Genomic DNA, 23145 nt, shown 5'->3' on the forward strand with positions numbered 1-23145 from the left:
TCCTCCTTGCCGATGGTTAGGGTCTATCAGCGGCTGGCCCAGAGGGCGCCGCGCTCGAACATGGTCCGCATCTGCGGCACCTGAAATTCATCCACCACATGGCCCAGGGTGGAATAGAAGATCCTGGCCTTGCCATAGCGGCGCTTCCAAGCAACCGGCATCACCACGCCGTCGATCTCGTCGAAATATTCACCCGAGAATGTGGTGGTGGCCAGGACTTCGACGCTGGGATCGAAGTGCATGTAATATTGCTCGGAGCGATAGGCGAAGTCGCCGATGCCCTGCATGATCGGGTCATCCGGCCGGGTCACATTGACGGTAAAGTCGATGATATTGCCAGGATGGGCGACCCACTGGCCGCCAGTCATGAACTGATAGTCGGGCTCGTTGCGAAAGCTGTCGCACATGAGGCCGTGAAAGCCCGCCAGGCCGGTGCCGGCCCGTACGGTGGCCAGCAGATTGGTCAGTTCCTCTTTCTCGATGCGCGACATGGTGATGGCCGGAATGATCAGGTCATAGCGCGACAGGCCGGCATCGGCAAAAGCCTCGGTCGTGGGCTCGATATCGACTGTAAAGTCATGCGCTTCGAGCATCTCCCCGACCACGCGGGCGCTCTGTTCAGGTGTGTGGCCGTCCCAGCCTCCCCAAACGATCAGGGCAGATTTAGTCATTGTAGTTCCTCCTGGTAGGCTGAAGTCCACGGAGCGCTGTAGATGTCGCGCAGCATCAATGCCGCAGCGCCCCGCGCCCAAAGCTGATCGTCCAGCGTATGAAGGATCAGCTCGGTTGACGCGTAATGCGCGCGGAAACTGTTGGCCGCCGCTGCGGCCCTGAGGGCGGGCTCGACCAGGTCGCAATAGCGCTGGGATTCGAGCACCACGATGATCTTTTCGGGATTGATCAGATTGATGACATGGGACACCCCGACGCCAAGCTTGGCGCCGTGCCCATCAATGATCTTGCGGGCCTCGGCCTCGCCGGCATCGCAGGCCTCGGCCAGCGCCGCGGTGATGGAGGTGCGTGCCAGCGCGGTCTGGACGAACCCGCTCCCCAGCGCATCGGCGGCGTGCTTGCGCAGGGCGGCATCGCTCACATGGGCGTTGAGGCAATCAAGCTGACCACAGTCGCAGGCGACACCCTGGCTGCCGACCTTGAGGTGGCCGAAGGTGGGGCCAAGCGTGCTGGCGCCGCGATGCACATCGTCGTCCAGCCAGAGCCCCAGGCTGGCGGTCTGATCGAGCACGATCACGCCAAAACTCTTGTCCCGCTGCGCATAGCCGAACCAAGCCTCTGCCAGGGCGAGCAGGTTCGCGGGCTTTTCAAGCTTGACCGGCAAGCCGGTGCGCTCACCCAAAAGGGCGCTCAAAGGCACTTCACGCTCGCCGAAAACCGAGCTGGCATAGCTCCGGCCCGAGCGCGGGTCGACCAGGCCCGGAACGCCGATACCTATTCCACGGATGCGCTTGCGATTGACGCCGGACTTGTTGATGCAATCATCCATGGCATCTTCGATCAGGTCGGCAATGACTTCGGCCGGCTGGCGTGACAGCCGGATCGGCAGTTGCACGGAGGTGACCACTTCGCCCTGGAAGTCGATCAGCGTCACCGTTGTCGTGGCCTCGGAAATCTTGATGCCCAACACATAGGCCGCATCGGCCACCAGCCCCAGGAGCACGCGCGGTCGTCCGCGATGGGTTTCCCCATTGGCCTCGGTATGGGTGGCATGGATAAGGCCTTCCTCGATCAGCGCACCCGTGATGGCCGAAACAGTCGTGCCGCTGAGCAGCGTGCGCTCCGAAATCTCGACGCGCGAAATCTGGCCATGGCAGCGGATTGTTTCGAGCACATGGAACTTATTGATTTCGCGCATCAGCAGCGGATCGGCGATCTTCACGGCCAAGGTGGCACTCCAGGGAACAAATTCAGCATCGATGATTTAGTTTGCCATCTGTATCAAATTCTACTGCGATTTAGCATTCAAATTTGTACGGAACCCTCATCGAAATTCATTTTATCTCGATATTTCAAGTCGTTATTACGTAACCTATCCTGTTTTGAACGGATCGTCGGCGCTATGAGGTACGTCCCTCTTGCGTCTTTAATAAGGGATGCGTAAAAAGTAGCAAGTGGTGAGTTCAGTGGGGACTGACTCAGCGCCGCGGTCAGGGAGGAATTTCCGAAACGGATTTCGGAGACCGCAATTTTGAACAGGAGGAATTCATGAAGCATATTGCGCTCGCCGCAATGCTTGGACTGGCCGCTATCGCGCCGGTACAGGCCCAGACTGTCGTCCGGCACCTGCACATCACGTCCATCCCGGCAGAGGTGGAACTGATGAACAGCATCGCCGCCGATTTCATGGCCCAAAATCCCGACATCGTCGTGGAATTGCCGTTTCTTGAAAACGAGGCTTTCAAGGCCAAGCTGACGACCCTGCTGCAGTCGGCTGATGCACCCGACGTGTTTCACACCTGGGGCGGCGGCGTTTTCTATGAGCAGGCAAAGGCCGGCTTCCTGCGTCCGATCGAGGACGTATTGAGCGATGAAGCCAAGGAGGCCGTCGGCAGCGCCGGCATTGCCGCCTATACGGCCGAAGACGGGCATCTCTATGGTGTCGCGCGCGACGTGGCGGAAGTCGTGCTGTGGTACAACAAGGCCTTGTTCGAGCAGGCTGGCGTTGACCCCGCCAGCATGGAAACCTGGGAAGGCTTCCTGGCCGGCGTCCAGACTTTCAAGGATGCAGGCATCACCCCGATTGCAATCGGCGCCAAGGACAAATGGCCAGCGCACTTCTGGTGGTCCAAGCTTGTCGTTCGCCAGGCCGGCATGGAAGGCTTCCAGGCCGCGGCACGCGGCGAGGGCGACGGCTTTGCCGGCGAGGACTTCGTCAAGGCAGGCGAATACTTCCTGGAGCTGGCTGCCATGGAACCGTGGCAACAGGGCTTCCTGGCTGCCGGGTATGGCGATGCCTCGGGTTACTTTGGCGATGGCAAGGCCGCGATGCACCTGATGGGCGACTGGGACTACGGCGCCATGAAGGACAATTCGGCCAATAAGGAAGGCATCCCCGACGACCAGCTCGGCATCCTGCCCTTCCCCACCATCGAAGGCGGCAAGGGCGACCCGACGGATACGCTGGGTGGCCTGGGCGGCATCGCGTTCAGCAAGAACGCCTCGGACGCGGCCGTTCGCTGGGTCGAGTTCTTCAACAATCAGGAGAACCAGGCGAAATACGCCAAGGACGCCTACTACATCCCGATCTCCAAGGGGGCGGCTGACGTCATGACCAACCCCTTCAAGGTGCAGATCGCCCGCAATATCGGCAATGCACACTGGCACGCCCTGTTCTTCGATCAGGCCCTTGGCCCCAATGTCGGTGGCGTCGTCAATGACATGTCTGCCGAACTGGCCGGCAATTCCATCAGCGCCCAGGAAGCGGCGGAGCTGATCAAGGAAGCCGTGGACGATTCTCTCTAGGCTTTTTCCAATCCCCTCGGCGGGCGATATCGCCCGCCGAGGCCTGTCATTCATTCAAGCATGCCCCGGATCTGCTGCGCGCAATCCATACCGGGTGTGAGGAGAAGAGCTATGAGCACCGTCGCTGCGGGAGCGACTGCGGGGATTACGACGACCGCGCGGCGCCGCCGATACATGGATCGCAAGAGCCTATTGCCACTCCTGTTGTTCCTGCCCCCGTCGCTGATCCTTTTCACGGTCTTCGTCGTTCTGCCGATGGTCGACGCGGCGACCTTCTCGTTTTTCGATTGGAACGGCTACGGTCCAATCACCGATTTCGTCGGTTTCGAAAACTATGCCGACGTGATTACCCATCGCAATTTCGGCACCGCCGTCCGCAACAGCCTGATCGTGGTGGCCGTCTCCCTGCTGGTGCAATTGCCGCTGGCCATGTGGTGCGCCATCGCGCTCGCAGAGCGCTCGGTGAACATCAACATCCTGCGCACACTGTTTTTCCTGCCCTTCATGTTGGCAGAGGTCGCCGCCGGGCTGATCTGGAAATTCGTCTATGACGGCAATTACGGCCTGCTGCCAGCCATCGGCGGCGCCATTGGCGTGGAAATGCCCTTTGTGCTGGGTGACAAACTATGGGTCATTCCGGCCATCATGCTGGTCATTACCTGGAAGTATTTCGGCTTCCACATGATGATCTTCATTGCCGGCCTGCAATCGATCTCGAGCGAAGTCATCGAGGCGGCGCGCCTGGATGGCGTCAGCAAGTGGCAGATCGTCCGGCATATCAAGATTCCGATGATCCGCTCGGCCATCGTCATCTCGGTGTTTTTCGCAATCACCGGGGCCTTGCAGCTATTCGACCTGATCATTCCGCTCAGCAATGGCGGGCCTTCCCATTCAAGCCACACGATCGTCACCTTCCTCTACCAGTTCGGCATCCTGCGCATGAAGCTGGGCTTTGGTGGCGCGGTCAGTGTGTTGCTGTTCATCGCCTGCGTCATCGTTGCGCTGGCCTATCGTCGCATCCTGTTCAAAGTGGAGCAGAACTGATGGCTGCCGCATCCAAGAAACGCCGTCCGGTCATCTCGCCCGTTCAATGGATCAGTCTGCTGATCGTGGCGGCATTCGTGATCGTGCCCTTCTACACGACGGCCCTGGGCGGCTTCAAAGAGATCGGGGAACTGCGCGTCAATCCGTTCGGGTTACCGGCGAGCTGGGACCCCGTCCGGTTCACCGAAATTCTCGGTGGACCGCGCTATTTCTCGTCCCTGGGCAATTCGCTGCTCATCGCGGGGGGCACAGTGCTGTTTTCCACGCTGGTGGCTTCAATGACTGCCTTTGCCCTGGCCCATATCAAATTCTTCGGGTCCAAGTTCATCCTTGGCTATCTGATGATGGGGCTACTCTTTCCGGCGGCGACCGGCATCCTGCCGCTGTTCATCAAGATGCGTGACCTGGGCATGCTGGACAGCCACTGGGGCATCATCATGGTGCAGGTCGCCTTCAGCGTGTCGTTCTCCGTCCTCTTGTTCCACAATTTCTTCAAGGAACTGCCCAAGGACCTGATCGACGCCGCGCGCATGGACAATTGCGGCTATATCCGCATCTATTGGTACATCACGCTGCCGCTTTGCCTGCCGATCATCGCCACCGTGGGCGTGTTCAACTTCGTGGGCAGTTGGAACAGCTTCCTGCTGCCCCTGATCGTGCTCAACTCCGAGGCCAAATATACCTGGCCGCTGGGCATCATGCAGTTCCAGGGGCAGTTCGGCTCAGACTGGCCACGCATTCTGGCTTTCCTCACCCTTTCGATCATGCCCGCCATCGCCTTCTTCCTCATGGCCCAGCGCTACGTGATCTCGGGCCTGACCGGCGGCGCCGTAAAGGGCTAGATCATTTCACACTCAGGCGGACGCGGCTCCTGCGCGTCCCTCCCCCTTGTGGGCTTCGACCCGTCCCGAAGGGCAAACCTCTCCGGTGGAGAGGTTTGAGGAGAGAAGGACCGAGGGTGGGGGTGTCGGCATGTCCTCTTGCTCGGAGCCTTTGGAGGTCGCGTCTCCCCCACCGCAGCTCTGCTATGGCCTGTCGGCCTAGCGTCGCTACCCTCCCCACAAGGGGGAGGGAGGAAAGAGGGCAGCGCGTTCAGCTAAACGTGAAACGGGCTGAGACCGCGCGGCGGCCTGCACGGCCAGGTCAACAAGAAAGCCCGGCGTGAAGCCGGGCTTTTGCGTTTCCGCCTCGCTTGCAGCGTGAGCGGGTCAGGGATCGAAAAATCCGACGTCATCCTCCAACAGGTACTTCCTGGCGCCCTCCGGGTCGATATCGAGCCCGAGGCCCGGCGCTTNGAGACCGCGCGGCGGCCTGCACGGCCAGGTCAACAAGAAAGCCCGGCGTGAAGCCGGGCTTTTGCGTTTCCGCCTCGCTTGCAGCGTGAGCGGGTCAGGGATCGAAAAATCCGACGTCATCCTCCAACAGGTACTTCCTGGCGCCCTCCGGGTCGATATCGAGCCCGAGGCCCGGCGCTTCGAGCAGATCGATCATGGAGTCCTTGACGATCTGCCTCGGCAGGCCGACGACGATATCCTCCCACCAGGGGTCGGAGGCGCTGGGATATTCGAAGGCGATGTAATTGGCGGGCAGCGTGGCGCAGACATTGATCAACGCCCCCAGCCCCAGCAGACCATTTGCGGTGCCGTGCGGCGCCATCATGATCGAGTGCATATAGGCGTGCTCCGCGACCCATTTCAGCTCGGCAATGCCGCCAATATCGGCCGGGTCCGGCCCGATCACGCGGACCGCCTGGGTCTCGATCAGTTCCTTGAAATTGTGCCGCAGGTAGATCTGCTCACCGGTATGGATCGGCGTCGTGGTCGATAGCGTCAGCTCCCGATAGGCCTGCGGGTTGACCCAGGGCACATAGTCGCCGGTCAACATGTCCTCGAGCCACATCAGGTTGTATTTTTCGACCGCATTGGCAAAGCGGATCGCGTCGGGCAGGAACCAGCCCGGACCACAGTCGAGCGCCAAGGATACCTTGTCGCCCAGGACTTCCTTCATGGCGATAACGCAATCGAGCATGTGGTTGAAGCCGTGCTCGGAGATCTGTCCCTGATCCATGGCGCCGTGATAGCCGGCATTATTCTGACGGACGCCGTAATGGAAGTTGTCGATATTGTCCTTCATGTTCGAGTGGAAACTGATGCCCTGCTTGACCATGAAGAAGTTCTGCGGCTGCTCCATCATCCACTTGACGTCGGCGGCATAGTCCTCGGGCCGGTCGCCTGTCCGCTTTCTGCGGATCGAGCCGTTATAGACGCGCACCTGATCGCGCACCTTGCCGCCGAGCAGCTTGTATGCGGGCACATTGGCTGCCTTGCCGGCAATATCCCACAGGGCATGCTCGATTGCACTGACCGCAGCGCCATAGGGCTTGAAGCTGCCACGCTGGCGGATCTTGAGCATGACCCGCTCGACATCGGTGGGGTCTTCCCCGATCAACGCCTCGCGGAAATGCAGTACGAAGGGCTTGAGATAGGTCTTGGTGAACTCCACTTCACCCAGGCCATACAGACCCTCGTCGGTGACAATCCGAACAATCGGGTGACGGCCGATGACCGCACATCGCAAATCGGTGATTTTCATCGGCGGTCTCAGCTCCAGGTCCGGTCCCAGGAATAGTCATCGTCCCAGCTCTCGGTCGATTGCCAGATGTCGGTCACCCCCGGCTGCAAGTGCTCGCGAAGGACGTCGTCGACCAAGTCATCAATGCCCAATCCCGGCTTGTCCGGCACGGTGATGAACCCGTCCTTGACCAGCGGCCCGGGCAGACCGGTGACGATATCGTCCCACCAGTCGACCTCCACCGAATGGTATTCGAGCGCCATGAAGTTTTCGGTGGCGACCGCGACATGGGCTGCGGCCATGGCCGCTACCGGACTTTCGGCCATGTGAATGGCCATGGCGACGCCGTGGTCCTGCGCCATGTCACCGATCTTCTTGGTTTCCAGTATGCCGCCCGAAGTCAGCAGATCAGGATGGATGACCGAGATGCCAGCCTTGAGCAGCGGCTCGAATCCTTCCTTGAGGTAGATATCTTCGCCGGTGCAGATCGGCACGGTCGTGGCCTGCTGCAATTGCCGGTACTGCTCGGTGTACTGCCAGGGGATCACATCCTCGAGCCAGGCCGGCACGTATTTCTCGATGCGCCTGGCCAGGCGAATGCCGTTTTGCAGGGAAATATGGCCGACATGGTCGATTGCAAGGGGCACTTCATAGCCGATCACCTCGCGCACTTCGGCAATGTATTGCTCGAGCAAGTCGAGGCCCTTGTCGGAAAAATGCAGGCCGGTGAACGGGTGACGCACATTGTGCGTGTCATAGACGGCATTGCGGGCCCGCCGGTCCTCCATCGACCTGGCCGGCCCCTGGCCGGGATGGATGCGATAGCTCTCAAGCGACCCGGCCGGCGCCACGACGGCGCCGGGCACGTCGGCAATCTGCATCAGGCCAAGGTCCATCTTGAGAAAGGTGAAGCCCATGTCCATGCGCGCCTTGAGACGCTTGCCGGTCTCGGTGCCGCTGGGCTTTTCGGCATCGGTATCGCAATAGCAGCGCACCTTGTCACGGAACTTGCCACCGAGCATCTGGTAAATCGGCACGCCATAGGCCTTGCCCGCCAGGTCCCAGAGCGCGATCTCCACGGCCGAGACGCCACCACCCTGCCGACCATGCCCCCCGAATTGCTTGATGCGGCGGAACAGACGATCGATGTCGCAGGGATTTTCGCCCAGCAAGCGCGACTTGAGCATCAGTGCATAACTGGCGCTGGCGCCGTCGCGCACCTCGCCCAGGCCGACAATGCCCTGGTTGGTGTAGATCTTGACCAGGGCCGAGCGAAATGGCGCGCCGACGATTTCGGCGACACGCAGGTCGGTAATGCGCAGATCCGCCGGTCGCGACGCGGTGCGGACATTGGCCTGGATGGACTGGGCGGCGATTTGATCATCCATAGACTTGGCTCCTAGCGGATCTCAATCGAGCGAAAGCACATTGGCTTCGAGATAGTCGCGGTTCATCTCGATGCCGAGACCCGGCGCCCGGTTGAGCTTGAGACTGCCGTTGGAATTGTCGAGTGGCCGGTCGATGAGATGATCGTATTTGCTCAGGTTCCACTCGGAGGTTTCGAGCCGGTAGAAATTGGGCACGGTCATCATTACCTGTGCGCCGGCAACGACATTGATCGGCCCGGCCGCATCGTGGGGCGAGACGGGAATGTAATAGGCCTCGCACAGTGAAGCGATCTTCTTGAGTTCGGTAATGCCCCCGGTCCAGGTGACATCGGGCATGATGTAATCGGCCAGCCGGTTTTCAAGGACGGGCACAAAGTCCCACTTGGTGTGACCGCGCTCCCCCCAGGAGATCGCCGCATTGACCTTGTCGCGGACCTGTTTGAGCGCATTGATGCTTTCGGGTGGAACAGGCTCCTCGAACCAGTCGATGTCGCCCGCCTCCTCAAGGTCGCGACAACAGCGGATGGCCGTGGGAACGTCAAAGCGCCCATGGGCGTCGATGAGGATATCGACATCGGGGCCCGCGGTTTCGCGGATAAGGGCGGTGAGTTCGGCGGCCTCGCGCGCGTGTTTGCGGTCCATCGAACCATCGAGATAGCCGTCGGCCTGCTCCCGGGCGATGCCGTTCTTTCCCAGCGGGCCTTGTTGCGGATAGGGGTCGAACTTGAGGGCCGTGTGGCCCGAGGCGATGATGTCCCGGATTTCCTGGACAACGCCTTCCCTGGTCGTGAACTTGCGCTGATCGGGGTGGGTGTAGAGCAGGATTTCGTCGCGCACCGGACCGCCCAGCAGCTCATAAATCGGCAGCCCGAGAACTTTGCCACGAATATCCCAGAGGGCGATATCGATGGCGCTGACGCATTCAACGGCTGCGCCGCGACTGCCCATATAGGTGAAGTTGCGGAAGATCTTGTGCCAGATGCGCTCGATCTGAGCGGGATCATCCCCTTCGATGATCTTGCTGATCTGCCGGAGCATGACGCAGAGCGCGCGATTGGCGACATAGGTGGTTGTGGTGATCTCGCCCCAACCGGAAACGCCTTCGTCGGTGGTCACTTCGACAAACAGAAACTCCCCCCAATAGGACGCCTCGGTCTTGATCAGCCACGGCTTGACGCCTGTGATCTTCATTTGCTGTTCCCCTCCCGAAAATATGGCCGCGTGAACTATCCCGTCCGCGCCGCATCAAAGGCACGCATCTGCTCAAGGATGTGCTGGCCCGAGCTTTCGACATGACGGGCAATACAGGCCGCCGCCTTGTCGGCTTCGCCGGACTTGACGTGTTCAATCAGTTCGCGGTGTTCGCGGATCACCTGGCTGCGCCGGGCCAGCGTATAGGGAAAACGCTGGGTCACAGCCCGCAGAACCTGCCGGTGTTTCCACCAGATCTCGGCAGCATGTCGGTTGTAGTGGCGCTGATAGACGACAGTGTGAAACTGCACATCAAGGCCGCTATGGAGCACCGCGTCGACGAAGTTATTCTCTTCGATCAGGCGCTGAATGCGTTCAAGTTCGGCGATATCAGCGTCCGTTGCCATGCCGACAAACCAGCGCGTCAAGGCCGGTTCGATCAGGGTGCTGATCTCGTAGATATTGCGCACGAAATCGTGGTCAATCGGGCGGACGCGAGCGCCACGATTGGGCGAAAACATCACGTAGCCCTCCCCGCGCAGCATTTGCAGCGCTTCGCGGATCGGGTTGGTGGACGTACCGAGGCGTTCGGCCAGATCAGCGACCACCAGGCGCTCATTGGGCGCCAGGCGACCTGACAAGATATCCTCGCGGATCGCTTCGTAAAGCGTGACGGCACGCTGGCTGGAGACATCCATGTCCTCCATGCCGGCGGGCGGCGATATCTTGAACTCGCTGGTACTTGCCAAACTGCACTCCTCCACCGTCTCGTGACCTAATGTCGTGTATGGCTATCATCAAATCGTGTACAATCCAAGTCAGTTGACACGCAATATCTATTCTGCAACGCTCATTACATGGCGAGATGTACATAAGAGGCAAAAGCCCGATGTAGACCGCCGCAAAAAGGACCTGAAGCGCGAGGGGCGCTGCGGGGACAGAGGAGGACTACATGAGCAAATACCCATTGGGCCGCGCCCTGGTGCGTGGCGCATTCGTCTCTGCGCTCGCCGTTTCTATGATGAGCACGACGGTACTCGGCCAGAGCGTCGATCTTAGTCAGTGGTCGCCGGAATATGTCCGGTCAATCGCCGGCACGGAGACCTACAATACGGCCGAACAATGCGGCGCGGTCACGCCGCTCGACTACGAAGGCAAGCTGACCTTCTGGTATCAGGGCGTCTTCGAGGGCGACCCGGACCTGCTGCGTCAGTACTATAAGGACTTCTTCGAGGCCTTCCGGGCGACCTATCCCAATATCGACCTGCAGGAACAGGCCCTGACCTATAACGACCTGCTGGACAAGTTCCGCACGGCATTGCTTGGCAATGCCGGCCCCATGGTCGTGCGCCTGCAAATCCTGGGCGGCGTCGAGTTTGCCTCGAAGGGCTATCTGCAAGAGTTGAGCCCGGAAGATGTGGGCTGGAAGACCGAGGACTTCTGGCCAGGCGCCATGAAGTCGGTGATGTGGGAAGGCAAGGCCTATGGCGTGCCCACCAACAATGAAACCATGGCTTTCATCTGGAACGCCGACATCTTCGAGCGTGCCGGGCTCGATCCGGAACGGCCGCCGGCAACCTGGGACGAAGTCGTCGAATATTCCAAGACGATTCACGACAAGCTGGGCATAGCCGGCTATGGCCTGGTCGCCCGCAAGAATGCCGGCAACACGCCCTACCGCTTCATGCCACAACTCTGGGCCTACGGCGGCGGTGTCTTCGACGAAGCCGACCCCAACCCGACCTATGGCGAAGTGCGCCTCGACAGCCCCGAGAGCATCCGGGCACTCCAGGCATCCTACGACATGTATGTCCGTGACCAGTCGGTGCCGGTTTCGGCGCTCACCAATCAGCAGGCCGACAACCAGCCCCTATTCCTTGGGGGACAGGTTGCGATGATGATCTCGCATCCTTCGGACTACAACGTGATGCTCGATCTCCAGGCCAAGGCGACCGGCGCCGATAAGGAAACTGCCCAGACCGTCATCGACAACATGCGCTACGGGCTGATCCCGACAGGTCCCGACGGCCGTCGCGCCGTGGTGTTTGGCGGCTCCAACATCCACATCCTCAACCCTGAATATGTCGAGGGCGGGGAAGTGGACGAGGCGGCAGCCAAGGCCATGGTCTGCTTCTGGACGAGCCCGGAATGGAGCCTGAAGATGGCCTATGCCGGCTCCAACCCAGGCAATCTCAATGGCTTCAAGACCGAGTGGATGAAGGAACGCCTCGAGAATATCAAGTTCCTCGACGTCACGACCTCGATGCTGCCCTACGGCGTGCCCTTCCCGACGCTGCCGGAAACGCCCGAGATCATGAACATCATCATTCCCGACATGCTGCAGAACGCGCTGACCGGGGCGATGACCGTGGAAGAAGCCGCTGCGGACGCCGCGCAAAAGGTGCGTGACGTCACCGATGGCGGCGGCCTCTAGCCCCCTCTCTCCCTGCAAAAGAGACCGGCGGCGCCGCTGCCGGTCTCCCCTTCTGACAGGAACGAGCCAATGACCACGATAACGGGCCAATTGAGCGCTGCTCCCGAGCATATCGCCCGGCGACCCAATCTTTTGCGGCAGATGTGGATGAGCCGCGCCGACTATCTCTATGTCTTGCCGGCAATCGTGGTGATGCTCGTCGTCATCGCCTATCCCATCTACTACACGATTGACCTCTCGTTCTTCAAAACCCCGCCGGGCCTGCAGCTCCGCGACAAGATTTTCATCGGCACCGAGAACTACAGCGCCATCCTGTCCAGCAGTGTGTTCTGGAAGGTCACGCTCAACACGGTGATCTGGACACTCGCGTCCACGCTGATCGCCTTCGTCCTCGGCTTCGGGGCGGCGCTGGCGCTCCATCGCGACTTTGCCGGCCGCGCGATCCTGCGCGCGGTCCTCATCATTCCCTGGGTGATCAGCGCGGTTGCCGCGTCCTATATCTGGAAGTGGATCTACCATTCCGATTTCGGCGTACTCGGCGCGGTGATGGTGCAACTCGGCTTCCTCGACCGGCAGCCCAATTTCATCGACAACGTCAACAGCGTTCTGCCCTCGCTCATCGTGGTCAATATCTGGCGCGAATTTCCCTTTGCCATGATCATGCTGATGGCGGGCCTGCAGACCGTTCCCGAGCAATTGCTGCGGGCCGCAAAGGTGGATGGCGCCTCGACCTGGCAACGGTTCTGGCACGTGACCTTCCCGCACCTGCGCGGCGTATCGACGGTCACCATCCTCCTGTTGGCGGTGGCCAATTTCAACTCCTTCATCATTCCCTGGATCATGACTGGCGGTGGCCCGTCCAATGCCTCCCACATCTGGATCACCCACATTTACGAGCTTGCCTTCGGGCGCCAGCGCTGGGGCGTGGCGGCGGCTTATTCGGTGCTGCTGTTCATCATCATGATGGTGCTTGGCTACTTCTATGTGCGGGCCCTGAGCGGCAACGAAAGCAAGGAGCACGGCGCATGAGCAGTGTCGGTAATGCGGTTACCCGCCGTGGCCGCAAAGGGGTGGACGGCTGGCGCTGGGCGGGACGCATCTTCCTGCTAATCATGGTGCTCTACACCGCCCTGCCAATGGCGTGGATGCTGTTGACCTCGATCAAGTCCGGCTTTGCGGCGACCCAGTTCCCGCCGCAATGGTGGCCAAGCGAGCCGACCCTGGCCAGCTACCAGAAGTTGCTGGACCCACAGAACAGCGTTGGGCAAGACTTCCTGCGCTTCTTCTGGAACAGCTTCTTTGTGTCCACGGTCACGACTGCCCTTGCGGTGGCCGTAGCCGTGCCGGCCGCCTACGCCTTCTCGCGGTTCCGCTTCCCGGGTCGACAATTCCTGTTCTTCTCGGTGCTGCTGCGCAACATGTTCCCAGCGGTCATCTTCCTCGTACCGCTGTTCATTCTGATGCGCTGGCTGGGCCTGGTGAACACGCATGGATCGTTGATCCTGACCTATCTCACGTTCGGCCTGCCGCTGGCGATCTGGTTGCTCAAGGGCTTTTACGACAACATCCCGGTGCAGCTCGAACAGGCGGCGCGCATCGATGGCGCTACCCGTTTCCAGGCCTTCCTGCTGATCGTCATGCCGCTCTCGGTGCCCGGGATCATTGCCACGGCGATCTACTCGTTCATCGGCGCGTGGAATGAATACATCTACGCGGCGACCTTCCTCACCAAGAACGATCAGCTCACCCTGCCGGTTGGCATCCAGCGGTTCTTTTCCGAAAACACGACCGACTTCCCCGGCCTTATGGCTGCAAGCTTCCTGATGAGCGTGCCTGTCGTGGTGCTGTTCCTCGTCCTCCAGAAATACTTCGTACGCGCACTCACCGAAGGCGCCGTCAAACACTAGAAGGTAGTCCAATGGCCCAGGTGGTCCTCAAAGATCTCGTCAAGACCTATGGCTCCGTCTATGCAGCCAAGGATGTGTCGCTGACGGTCAATGACGGTGAATTCGTAGCCCTTGTCGGCCCTTCCGGCTGCGGCAAGACCACGACGCTCAACCTCGTGGCGGGCCTGATCCCCATCACCTCGGGCGACATTGTCATCGGCGACCGCGTTGTCAACGACCTCGACCCCAAGGACCGGGACATCGCCATGGTGTTCCAGAACTACGCGCTTTATCCGCAGAAGACGGTGTTCCAGAATCTGGCCTTCCCGCTGCAGATGCGCAAGCTGCCAAAGGCCGAAATCGAGGCAAAGGTGCGCGAGGCGGCGCGGGTTCTCGACATTACCCACCTGCTTGAGCGCCGTCCGCGCGAACTGTCCGGCGGGCAGCAACAGCGCGTGGCGCTCGGACGCGCGCTGGTGCGCGACCCGGCCGTGTTCCTGATGGATGAGCCGCTCTCCAACCTGGACGCCAAGCTGCGCGTGCAGATGCGCAGCGAGATCAAGCGCTTCCACCAGGACCTCAAGGCGACCATCATCTATGTGACCCACGACCAGTTGGAGGCCGTGACCATGGCCGACAAGATGGCCGTGATGAATGGCGGTCTGCTCCAGCAATATGACTCGCCGGCCAATGTCTTTGCCAATCCGGTCAACATGTTCGTTGCCAGCTTTATCGGCAGCCCCGCCATGAGCCTGGTGCCGCTCGAAGTGGGCAGCGTGGATGGCCACACGGTGTTGAAAAGTGCGGAGGGCTGGACCCTGCCGCTGTCCGAACGCAATGCGCGCAAGGTGGCAACTGCCAGCTCCAGGAAGGTCGTGCTGGGCGCGCGCCACTCGACCATCAACCTGCACAAGACCCAGGTGGATGGGACGGTTCCGGCCAAGGTCTATACCGTGGAGCCAACCGGCGACATCACCTTTGTCCAGGCATTCCTCGCCGGCTCCATCGTCAATATCAGCCTGCCGCCAACCGTGCATGTCGCGCCCGACGAGATGGTGTGGCTCGAATTCGACCAGGACCGCATCCACCTTTTCGACGGCGAGACCGAAATGGCGCTGCGCGCCGATTGAACCACGCCGGTCAACCGAGACTGATCATGCCTCTCAAGCTCAAGATTTCCGACATCAAGACCTATGCCGTGCGGGTCGGCATTCGGAACCAGTTCCTGCTCAAGGTGGAAACTGACCAGGGGATTGTCGGCTGGGGCGAGAGTGGGCTGACGGGGCGCGAGAAAGCCGTTGCCGGTGCCGTCGAGCATTTTCGGGAGTTCCTGCTTGGCAGGGATGCCATGGAGATCGGCCGCATCTGGCAGGAAATGTATCGCAGCCAGTATTTCGAGGGCGGGCGGGTGCTGCAGGCGGCCATATCGGCCATCGATATTGCCCTTCACGACATCAAGGGCAAGGCGCTGGGCGTTCCGGTTTATGAACTGCTGGGCGGCAAGCAGCGCAACGTCATCCCCACTTTCGCTTCAACGGGCGACGCTGCCGCAGAAGGCGCCGTGGACCGGGCCCATGAACTGCGCGCGATGGGATTTGACGCCATCCGCTTCTTCCCCATCGGCCAGGACAGTCGCGACATATTCGAGCCGCGCGCCTCGATTGCCGCTACCGCCCGCATCCTCAACCGGGCGCGCAAAGAACTGGGCGAGACGGTGGTGCTGGGCATCGATTATCACCATCGCCTCTCCGTCGCCGAGGCCGCCAGCTTCTGCGCCAAACTCGAGCCGGGGGTGCTCGATTTCCTCGAGGAGCCGATCCGAGACGAGACGCCAGAAGCCTATGAGTCTTTGCGCACGATGACGAATATCCCCTTCGCCATTGGCGAGGAATTCGCCAGCAAATGGCAGTTTCTACCCTATATCGAGCGCGGCATTCACCAGTTCAACCGGCTCGACGTTTGCAATGTCGGCGGCCTGACCGAAGCGATGAAAGTGGCCGGCTGGAGCGAGGCACACTATGTCGATTTGATGCCCCACAACCCACTCGGCCCGGTGTGCACGGCAGCGACAATCCATTTCGCCGCTGCCATTCCCAATTTTTCGTGGCTCGAGACCCGGGCGCCCGAAGTGGCGCTGGGGTTCGACAATTCCGACTTTTTCCCGGTGCAGCCCCGGCTCGATGGCGCGGTCTATCCGGTCAGCGACCAGCCGGGCCTGGGCGTCGAAGTCAACGAGGCCCTCCTGGCCAAACAAAGCTTTGCATTCTGGGAAGCGCCGCATCTGACGCGCCGAGATGGTTCGGTCACCAATTGGTAGCCGCCAAACACAACGAGAGACGAGCATGATCAAGTCAAACGACATCACCCGGCCGCCCAAGCACCTGGTCGAGGGACTGCGCCAGCTGGGCGCGGCGACCATTGCGGGCACGCTTGGTCACATGGGGTTCAAGAACCCGCACATGACCGGCATTCTGCCGCAAACGAAGGGCAAGGCCATTTGTGGCCCCGCCCTAACCCTGCAATGCCTGCCGCAGCGCCCTGATCTGTTCAGCGAAGGCGAATATGCCGACCCCGAAACCCAGCTGCACCGGCACGTTCTCTACCATGTGCAGGAAGGTGACGTTGTCGTGGTGGATGCGCGCGGCGACATGCGTTCGGGCATTTTCGGCGACATGATGAGTACCTATTTCAAGGGTCGCGGCGGCGCCGGCATCATCATTGACGGCGTGATGCGGGATCGCCCCAATGTCGAAAAGCTCGACCTGGCGCTCTGGCTCAAGGGTTGGTCGCCAAACTACCACGTGCAGACCGATATCTACCCCAATGCCGTCAATGTCACCATTGCCTGTGGCGGGGTTACCGTGGTGCCCGGCGACATCATCGTGGCCGATGACGATGGCGCTGTGGTCGTACCGGTCTCCATGGCCCAACAGGTGCTCGAAGACGGGCAGAAGCATGCTGAATGGGAAGAATTCTCCCGCATCAAGCTCATGGCGGGTGAGCCATTGCAGCGCTACTACCCGCTGCACCCTGACGCCGAGGAAGAATATCAGGCCTGGCGAAAGCTCAATTCCGTCAAGCCGGCCTAAGCGCCGATCGCGGCACCATCCAGACCATTGAATTCAGACCTGCCCGGGGAACTATTTTGAAGATCACGTCCGTCAAGACTGCCGCCACGGTCGGTCATTGCATGCATCTGTGGGTCCGCATCGAAACCGATGCCGGCATTACCGGCCTGGGCGAATGCGTCCATGGCGGGCACCAGGCCATAGCCATCATCGAAAAGGAACTGGCCGAAAAGCTGGTCGGCCGCGATCCATTCGCCATCGACGCCATCTTTGAGGACATCCGCCGCAGCCTCGTGTTCGAGGGCGGGTTTGCCGGTGCGCTCATTACAGCGCTCACCGGGGTCGAAATCGCGCTCTGGGACCTCAAGGGCAAGGCGCTCAAGGTGCCGATCTATGAGCTGATGGGCGGCAAGTTCCGAGACGATATCCGCGTCTATTGCGACTGCGAAGTCTCGCCGGGCATGAACATGGACGAGGTCCAGCGCGAGGTGGACCAGGTGCTTGAAGCCGGCTTCACCGCACTCAAGGTCGATCTCGATATCCGCGCCTATGGCCACACCGGCACCGAGACCGGCTGGTACCAGAAGGACGGCTTCAACATGACTCCCAACAAGTGGGAGCATGATCGCATGGTGCAATTGGCCGAAATGGTGGTCAAGGCCGCCGGCAAGGGTGTCGAGGTCGCCTGCGACCTGCATACGCGGCTCGACAAGCACAGCGCCATCCGCCTCGCTCGCGATCTGGAACACCTGCAGCTGATGTGGCTCGAAGAGCCGATCCCGCCTGAGAATATCGACGTGATGGCCGAAATCACGCGCAGCACGTCGACCCCGATCTGCGCAGGCGAGAACCTTTATCTGCGCCACGGATTCCGCAAGCTGCTCGAACAGCAGGCCGTCGACATCATCATGCCCGACATTCCCAAATGCGGCGGCCTGTCCGAATGCCGGAAGATTGCCGAACTGGCCGATCTCTATTCAATCCCCTTTGCGCCGCACAATGTGTCCTCACCCATCGGCACGATGGCATCGGCTCAGGTCTGCGCGACAGTGCCCAACTTCCTCGTGCTGGAGTTTCATTGGTTCCACCGGGACTATTGGTCGACCATCACCGATGGCGGCGACATCATCAAGAACGGCAAGATCGCCTTGAGCGACCGCCCGGGAATTGGCCTGGAACTGAACGAAGATGTCGCCAGAGCCCACCAATATCCCGGCACGACCTGGTTTGCCTGATCGGTCGAGATCGACACAAGCGGGGTTAGCCGCCGAAATTGCGGCTACCCCGGCCATAGACCAGCAACATGCCCACGATCACACAGCCATAAATGACCTGTCGGCCCGCCTCGGGCATCTGCATGATCGACAATACCGAATTGAGCAGCACGATCAGGGTGACACCCACCAATGTGCCAACATAGCGCCCCTGCCCGCCCAGAATGCGCGTTCCGCCAATCACCACCGCCGCAATAGCGGGAAGCAGATAGGCATTACCCATGCCCTGATAGGCCTTGGTGGAATAACCGGCCAGCAGCACACCGGCGATGGCCGCGCAGACCCCTGAGGCGACGAAGGCTCCCACGATGATCCAGGGGGTCCTGATCCCCGAGAGATAGGCCGCCGCCTCGCGATTGCCGGTGGCGTAGATGGATCGCCCGAACGCGGTTCGTGACAACAGCACCACGATCACCACCGACACCGCCGCCCAGACAAAGATGGCCAAGGGAATGCCCAAAAACTTGTCCGCAGCCAGGGTGCGCATCAGCGGCGTTGCCTGGTCCTGCGGCGCAAATCCGCCCGTGTGCCAAACCATCAACCCGCGCATCACCGAGTCCACGCCCAGGGTAAAGATCATGGACGGGATGCGCAGATAGGCGACGCCGAAGCCATTGACCAAGCCGACCGCGACGCCCACGGCAATGCCGGTCGGCAGCGCCATGTCGCCACCGACCGCTGTCGCCATCATCGCTGCGGCTGCAAGCGTCCAGGGTATGGAAAGGTCGATGTGGCCCAGAAGGATGACCATCATCATGCCCGCGGCAACAATGCCCAGGAACGAGCCCGTTTGCAGTTGCTGGAGCAGATAGTTGGGCGAGAAAAGGGGCGCGGTGCCCTGCGTCGCCAGCGTGTACACCGTTCCCAGGATCAGGATCACAACGATGAAGCCGGCAGAGATGACCACCGGCTTGTCTTCTGGCCGAAGCCGCGAAAGCGCAATCTGCATGACGGTCTCCTAGCGGAACAGTTCGAGGCGGTTCTTGATGCGCAGCACCCGGAACGCTCCCAGGCTGACCGCCGCGAGCAGCACGACGCCCTCGACCAGCGGTTGCAGCAATGGATCAATCGAAAGGATGCGGAAGTAGAATGACATCACCCTCAGGATAAGCGCGCCAATCATCGAGCCAATGGCGCCACCAATGCCACCAAGCAGCGAGGTTCCGCCCAGCACCACCGCAGCAATTGAATTGAGCGTATAGGCGCCGGCCTGAGAGATGTCGGCATTGCCCGAGGCCGTCTGGATGGCAAGGTAAAGGCCGCCGCAGGAGGCGAAGAACCCGGCCAGGGTGAACGCGGCAATCTTGGCGCGATTGATCGGCAGGCCGGACATATAGGCGGCGCCTTCCGCCGAGCCGATCGCATAGATCGTCCGCCCGATGATCGTGCGCCGGAACGGCAGCCAGACACCCACCCCGAACACCAGCATGATCAGTATGGGCACCGGAATCCACGCGAACGGCGCAAACCAGGACGCGTCAGGATCAAACAGGGCGTAGGTATCGACAAAGTCCCAGAGCGAATTTGTCAGCGCCCAGTTGAGGTCGCCGTCAATATCGCCGCCGGGCTTGGGGCGGATAAAGAGGGCCAGGCCCATGGCGATGGCGCCTGTGGCCAGGGTCGCAATAATCGGCTGCAACCGTCCATAGACGACGATCAACCCATTGCAGAGACCGAACGCAGTGCCCGCTGCCAGGGTGACGACCATGCCAAAGATGATCTGAAGCGGCGAACCATTGACCAGGACCGAAGCAATGCAGGCGGCCAGGGTCATGACAGCACCCACCGACAGATCGAGGCCACCGAGCAGGACGGGAATTGTCTGCGCCATGGCCAGAAACACGATGGCCACGGACTCATTGGCATTCTGGATCAGCACCGCGGACGAAAAGCCGCGCGGGTGCAGCAGGTTATAGACGAGGTAGAGGACGCAGAGCAGGACCACTGCGCCGTAAAATCCGCGGTTCTGCCGCAGGCTGGTGCCAAAGGCGCGCGCGACGGTCACGACACGGCCTCCTTGAGCGAGGCACCGATATTGAGCGAGGCGCCGACAATGGCTTCCTCGGTGATGGCACTGCCCGCCAGATCGGCGACTATGGCCCCGTCGTACATGATGGCCACCCTGTCGCAGCACCCGATCAGTTCGGCATAGTCCGTCGAATAGAACAGGATCGCCCTGCCCTCCTCTGCAAGCTGGCGCATCAAACGGTAAATCTCCTGCTTGGTCCCCACATCAATGCCCCGCGTCGGATCGTTGAGCAGAATGACCTCGGGATCGGTCATCAGCCACTTGGCGATGACCACTTTCTGCTGGTTGCCGCCCGAAAGCGTTGCAACCGCATCCTGGGGGGAACCGATCTTGATCTGAAGCTTGGCAATCGCTGCATCGACCGCTTTTCTTTCCTGCGCCGGGTCGATGAACGGCCCCACGGACACGCGTGAATAGGACGCGGCCAGCAGGTTGTCGGCTATCGACATGGGCAGCATGAGACCCTCGGTCTTGCGGTCCTCGGGCACCAGGCAAATGCGGCGCGGCGCGCGCTTGGCCGCCGCAGGGGAGCGTGGGGCGCCAATCTGGCCGCCGACATCCACAGTGCCTTCGACCCCGCGCAAGACGCCGAAAAGCGCCAGCATCAGCTCTTTCTGGCCCTGGCCATCCAGGCCGCCCAGACCAACGATTTCGCCCTTGCCCACCGACAGCGTCGCCCCCTTGAGGCGCCCCTGCCAGGACAGGTTCTGGATCGTGAGGTGGGGCGGTCGCGTCCGTTCCGCGGGCCTTGGCGGAAACTGGGCATCAACTTCGCGCCCGATCATCAGGCGAACAATATCGCGATCTGTCCTGGTACCCTTGGCGAAGGTTTCCACGTGCCGGCCGTTGCGGAACACGGACAGCGTGTCGCACAGCCGCTCGACTTCGTTCATGCGGTGGGAAATGAAAAGGCAGGCGACATTGTCCTGCCGCAGGTCCGCCAGAAGATCATAGACCGTCTCGACGTCCTTGCGGGTCAGGGCCGATGTGGCTTCGTCGAGGATCAACAGCCGTGGTGACTTGCCCAGCGCCTTGGCGATTTCAACCATTTGACGGCGCGACAACGACAGGTCCCGGACCAGCCCATTGGGGTCCACATCCTCGCATTTGATGCGCGCCAGGATGGCCTCGGCAAAATTGTGCTGCGCCCGGCGATCAATCATCCCGAACCGCCGTGGGGGCATGGCCAGACAGATATTGTCCGCCACTGTCAGGTCGGGGACGAGGGACAATTCCTGAAAGATGCAGACGACGCCAGCGGCATTGGCCTCTGATGGCCTCGAAAACTCCACCGCCTGGCCGTCGATGGACATGGACCCCGTGTCGGGCTTGAGCACGCCAGCAATGGTCTTGATCAGGGTCGATTTGCCGGCTCCGTTTTCTCCCAGCACGGCGTGAATGGTCCCGCGTTCGCAGGAGAAGTCGACATTTTCGAGGGCACGGGTTCCCGAGAAGTGTTTTGAAATGCCGGTCAACTGAAGAAAGGGATGGTCAGGCATAAAGTGGCGGCACTCCTGGGCGGGACGAGGAAAAGGCGACGCCAGGATGTGGCGTCGCCTCGGTTCGGCTCAGTTCACGTCGGCTTCGGACTGCGACATGATCGCAGGACCGGAAATGTTCACGCCGCAGGGCGGGAACTCGTTGACCGTGAAGAAGTTGTCCGGCAGGTCAGACCAGAAGTTGAGACCATCTTCGAGCTGGTCATAGGTCGCCACTGGCAGCGGCACCGAAATCAGCTGGGGCATGGCGTTGCCTTCCAGTGCCGACACCGCTGCCTTCATGGCAATGGCGACCAGCCCGGGCGACTGACCGATGGAAATACCCTTCAGGCCATCGGCAGACCGTGCAGCGACCAGCTTGCGATAGCCGTTTTCGGATTCGCCGGCGATGGGCACCATGGGGTGGCCAGCGTCGATCATGGCCTGGACCACGCCGGTCGTGCCGCCTTGGGCCGCCACGGCGTCAAACTGGCCGTGAACGGCAATGGCGTCGGCCGTGACCTTCTGGGCCGTGCCGTCGTCCCAGTTGCCAACCACTTCCACGATTTCCCAGTCGCCGCCCGTTGCGGCAAAGGTGTCGTGGATCGCGGCAGAGCGGTCACGGTCCACCGAATTGCCGGCCAGACCACGCACTTCGAGGATCTTGCCACCCGATTTGCCTGCCGCGGCGAGTTCGTCGATCAGGAACTGCGCCCATTGATTGCCCATGGCGGTCTGGTCTTCGTTGACCTGCATCACCGCATCGGTGTCCAGAACATTGTCAAACGGGACAAGCACGACATTCTCGCGATCCGCCAGGCGGATGACCCGGTCGAAGCCATCGGGTGATACAGCGATGGTGACGATGGCGTCGAACCCCTGGTTGATGAAGTCCTCGATGGCCCCCAATTGAGCGGGCGCATCGGTGCCGGTCGAAACCACCTTGAACTCGGCAATCTTGTCCTTGATCGAGGGGTCCTCGGCATAGGCCTTGGCCGTCTTGATCATCTGGATGCGCCAGGTATTGCCCACAAATCCATTGACCACCGCGATGCGGTAAGGCCCTTCCTGGGCCGGCCACTGCAGATATTTGGTGTCCGCACTCCAGGGTGCAAAACAGGTTGGGTCAGCGCCCGGACCCGAAACCACTTCGGGGCCGGCGAACGTCAAACTGGTTGTTGCGAGCATGCCCGCCATCACCAGTGATGCAACACTTTTGGTCTTCATGGTCGTCCTCCCTCGGTCTGGCGTCATCGTGACGCCAGTTCATGCGGCCCAGCCCGGATGACCGGACGGCCCGCGCAG

Annotated in this window: 20 protein-coding genes; 10 read left to right on the forward strand and 10 right to left on the reverse strand. The window is 61.0% G+C overall.

Annotated features, from left to right (window positions below; all coding sequences use genetic code 11):
* Positions 1–26: 26 nt before the first annotated feature.
* The gene (locus NIM87_RS16815) at positions 27–671 is read right to left on the reverse strand and encodes a ThuA domain-containing protein (RefSeq protein ID WP_254675861.1); all 645 of its coding nucleotides are present in this window, start codon (positions 669–671) and stop codon (positions 27–29) included.
* Positions 668–1894 carry an ROK family transcriptional regulator gene (locus tag NIM87_RS16820; protein ID WP_254675903.1) on the reverse strand — a complete coding sequence of 409 codons (1227 nt, stop codon included), beginning with the start codon at positions 1892–1894 and terminating at the stop codon, positions 668–670. Before NIM87_RS16820 ends, NIM87_RS16815 begins: the two co-directional genes overlap by 4 nt.
* 326 nt (positions 1895–2220) lie before the next feature.
* On the opposite strand from NIM87_RS16820, the gene NIM87_RS16825 reads away from it, so the two are divergent.
* From NIM87_RS16825 to NIM87_RS16835, 3 genes are all read left to right on the forward strand, one after another.
* Complete coding sequence (locus tag NIM87_RS16825) at positions 2221–3477, forward strand: extracellular solute-binding protein (protein ID WP_254675862.1); 1257 nt, start codon at positions 2221–2223, stop codon at positions 3475–3477.
* 111 nt (positions 3478–3588) lie between these two features.
* A complete protein-coding gene (locus NIM87_RS16830) occupies positions 3589–4521 on the forward strand; it encodes a carbohydrate ABC transporter permease (protein ID WP_254675863.1) in 933 nt (310 codons plus the stop codon).
* Complete coding sequence (locus tag NIM87_RS16835) at positions 4521–5363, forward strand: carbohydrate ABC transporter permease (RefSeq protein WP_254675864.1); 843 nt, start codon at positions 4521–4523, stop codon at positions 5361–5363. The genes NIM87_RS16830 and NIM87_RS16835 overlap by 1 nt, the downstream gene beginning before the upstream one ends.
* A gap of 547 nt (positions 5364–5910) precedes the next feature.
* Here the strand turns inward: NIM87_RS16835 and NIM87_RS16840 are convergent.
* Genes NIM87_RS16840 through NIM87_RS16855 form a run of 4 tightly spaced genes read right to left on the reverse strand, consistent with a single transcriptional unit; the run spans position 5911 to position 10420 of the window.
* A complete protein-coding gene (locus NIM87_RS16840; protein WP_254675865.1) occupies positions 5911–7113 on the reverse strand; it encodes a mandelate racemase/muconate lactonizing enzyme family protein in 1203 nt (400 codons plus the stop codon).
* 8 nt (positions 7114–7121) lie between these two features.
* Entirely contained in the window at positions 7122–8480 is a 1359-nt protein-coding gene (locus NIM87_RS16845) for a mandelate racemase/muconate lactonizing enzyme family protein (RefSeq protein WP_254675866.1), read from the reverse strand.
* A 21-nt stretch (positions 8481–8501) separates the two neighbouring features.
* Positions 8502–9671 carry a mandelate racemase/muconate lactonizing enzyme family protein gene (locus tag NIM87_RS16850; protein WP_254675867.1) on the reverse strand — a complete coding sequence of 390 codons (1170 nt, stop codon included), beginning with the start codon at positions 9669–9671 and terminating at the stop codon, positions 8502–8504.
* Between the two features lie 35 nt (positions 9672–9706).
* The gene (locus NIM87_RS16855) at positions 9707–10420 is read right to left on the reverse strand and encodes a GntR family transcriptional regulator (protein WP_254675868.1); all 714 of its coding nucleotides are present in this window, start codon (positions 10418–10420) and stop codon (positions 9707–9709) included.
* Positions 10421–10623: 203 nt separating this feature from the next.
* Here NIM87_RS16855 and NIM87_RS16860 point away from each other — a divergent pair, with 203 nt between their 5' ends.
* The 7 genes from NIM87_RS16860 (at position 10624) to NIM87_RS16890 (ending at position 18294) form a co-directional block, all read left to right on the forward strand.
* Complete coding sequence (locus tag NIM87_RS16860; protein ID WP_254675869.1) at positions 10624–12105, forward strand: ABC transporter substrate-binding protein; 1482 nt, start codon at positions 10624–10626, stop codon at positions 12103–12105.
* Positions 12106–12174: 69 nt separating this feature from the next.
* Positions 12175–13134, forward strand: coding sequence for a carbohydrate ABC transporter permease (locus NIM87_RS16865; protein WP_254675870.1), 960 nt, complete (start codon positions 12175–12177; stop codon positions 13132–13134).
* Positions 13131–14012, forward strand: a complete 882-nt coding sequence (locus tag NIM87_RS16870; RefSeq protein ID WP_254675871.1) for a carbohydrate ABC transporter permease — start codon at positions 13131–13133, stop codon at positions 14010–14012. Before NIM87_RS16865 ends, NIM87_RS16870 begins: the two co-directional genes overlap by 4 nt.
* Before the next feature lie 11 nt (positions 14013–14023).
* A complete protein-coding gene (locus tag NIM87_RS16875; RefSeq protein ID WP_254675872.1) occupies positions 14024–15121 on the forward strand; it encodes an ABC transporter ATP-binding protein in 1098 nt (365 codons plus the stop codon).
* Positions 15122–15147: 26 nt separating this feature from the next.
* A complete protein-coding gene (locus NIM87_RS16880; protein ID WP_254675873.1) occupies positions 15148–16308 on the forward strand; it encodes a mandelate racemase/muconate lactonizing enzyme family protein in 1161 nt (386 codons plus the stop codon).
* A 25-nt stretch (positions 16309–16333) separates the two neighbouring features.
* Positions 16334–17080: a ribonuclease activity regulator RraA gene (locus tag NIM87_RS16885; protein WP_254675874.1), complete on the forward strand. Its 747-nt coding sequence runs from the start codon at positions 16334–16336 to the stop codon at positions 17078–17080.
* A gap of 56 nt (positions 17081–17136) precedes the next feature.
* The gene (locus NIM87_RS16890; RefSeq protein WP_254675875.1) at positions 17137–18294 is read left to right on the forward strand and encodes a mandelate racemase/muconate lactonizing enzyme family protein; all 1158 of its coding nucleotides are present in this window, start codon (positions 17137–17139) and stop codon (positions 18292–18294) included.
* A 25-nt stretch (positions 18295–18319) separates the two neighbouring features.
* On the opposite strand, the gene NIM87_RS16895 is transcribed toward NIM87_RS16890, so the two are convergent.
* The 4 genes from NIM87_RS16895 to NIM87_RS16910 all read right to left on the reverse strand — a co-directional run bounded on the left by NIM87_RS16895 (position 18320) and on the right by NIM87_RS16910 (position 23067).
* Complete coding sequence (locus NIM87_RS16895; protein WP_254675876.1) at positions 18320–19282, reverse strand: ABC transporter permease; 963 nt, start codon at positions 19280–19282, stop codon at positions 18320–18322.
* 9 nt (positions 19283–19291) lie between these two features.
* Positions 19292–20338 (reverse strand): ABC transporter permease, encoded by a 1047-nt coding sequence (locus tag NIM87_RS16900; protein ID WP_254675877.1) that lies wholly within the window; start codon positions 20336–20338, stop codon positions 19292–19294.
* Positions 20335–21861, reverse strand: a complete 1527-nt coding sequence (locus NIM87_RS16905; protein WP_254675878.1) for a sugar ABC transporter ATP-binding protein — start codon at positions 21859–21861, stop codon at positions 20335–20337. Before NIM87_RS16905 ends, NIM87_RS16900 begins: the two co-directional genes overlap by 4 nt.
* A gap of 69 nt (positions 21862–21930) precedes the next feature.
* Positions 21931–23067: a sugar ABC transporter substrate-binding protein gene (locus NIM87_RS16910; RefSeq protein ID WP_254675879.1), complete on the reverse strand. Its 1137-nt coding sequence runs from the start codon at positions 23065–23067 to the stop codon at positions 21931–21933.
* Positions 23068–23145 lie beyond the last annotated feature (78 nt).

The organism is Devosia ureilytica (assembly GCF_024273195.1).
GTDB lineage: Bacteria > Pseudomonadota > Alphaproteobacteria > Rhizobiales > Devosiaceae > Devosia > Devosia ureilytica.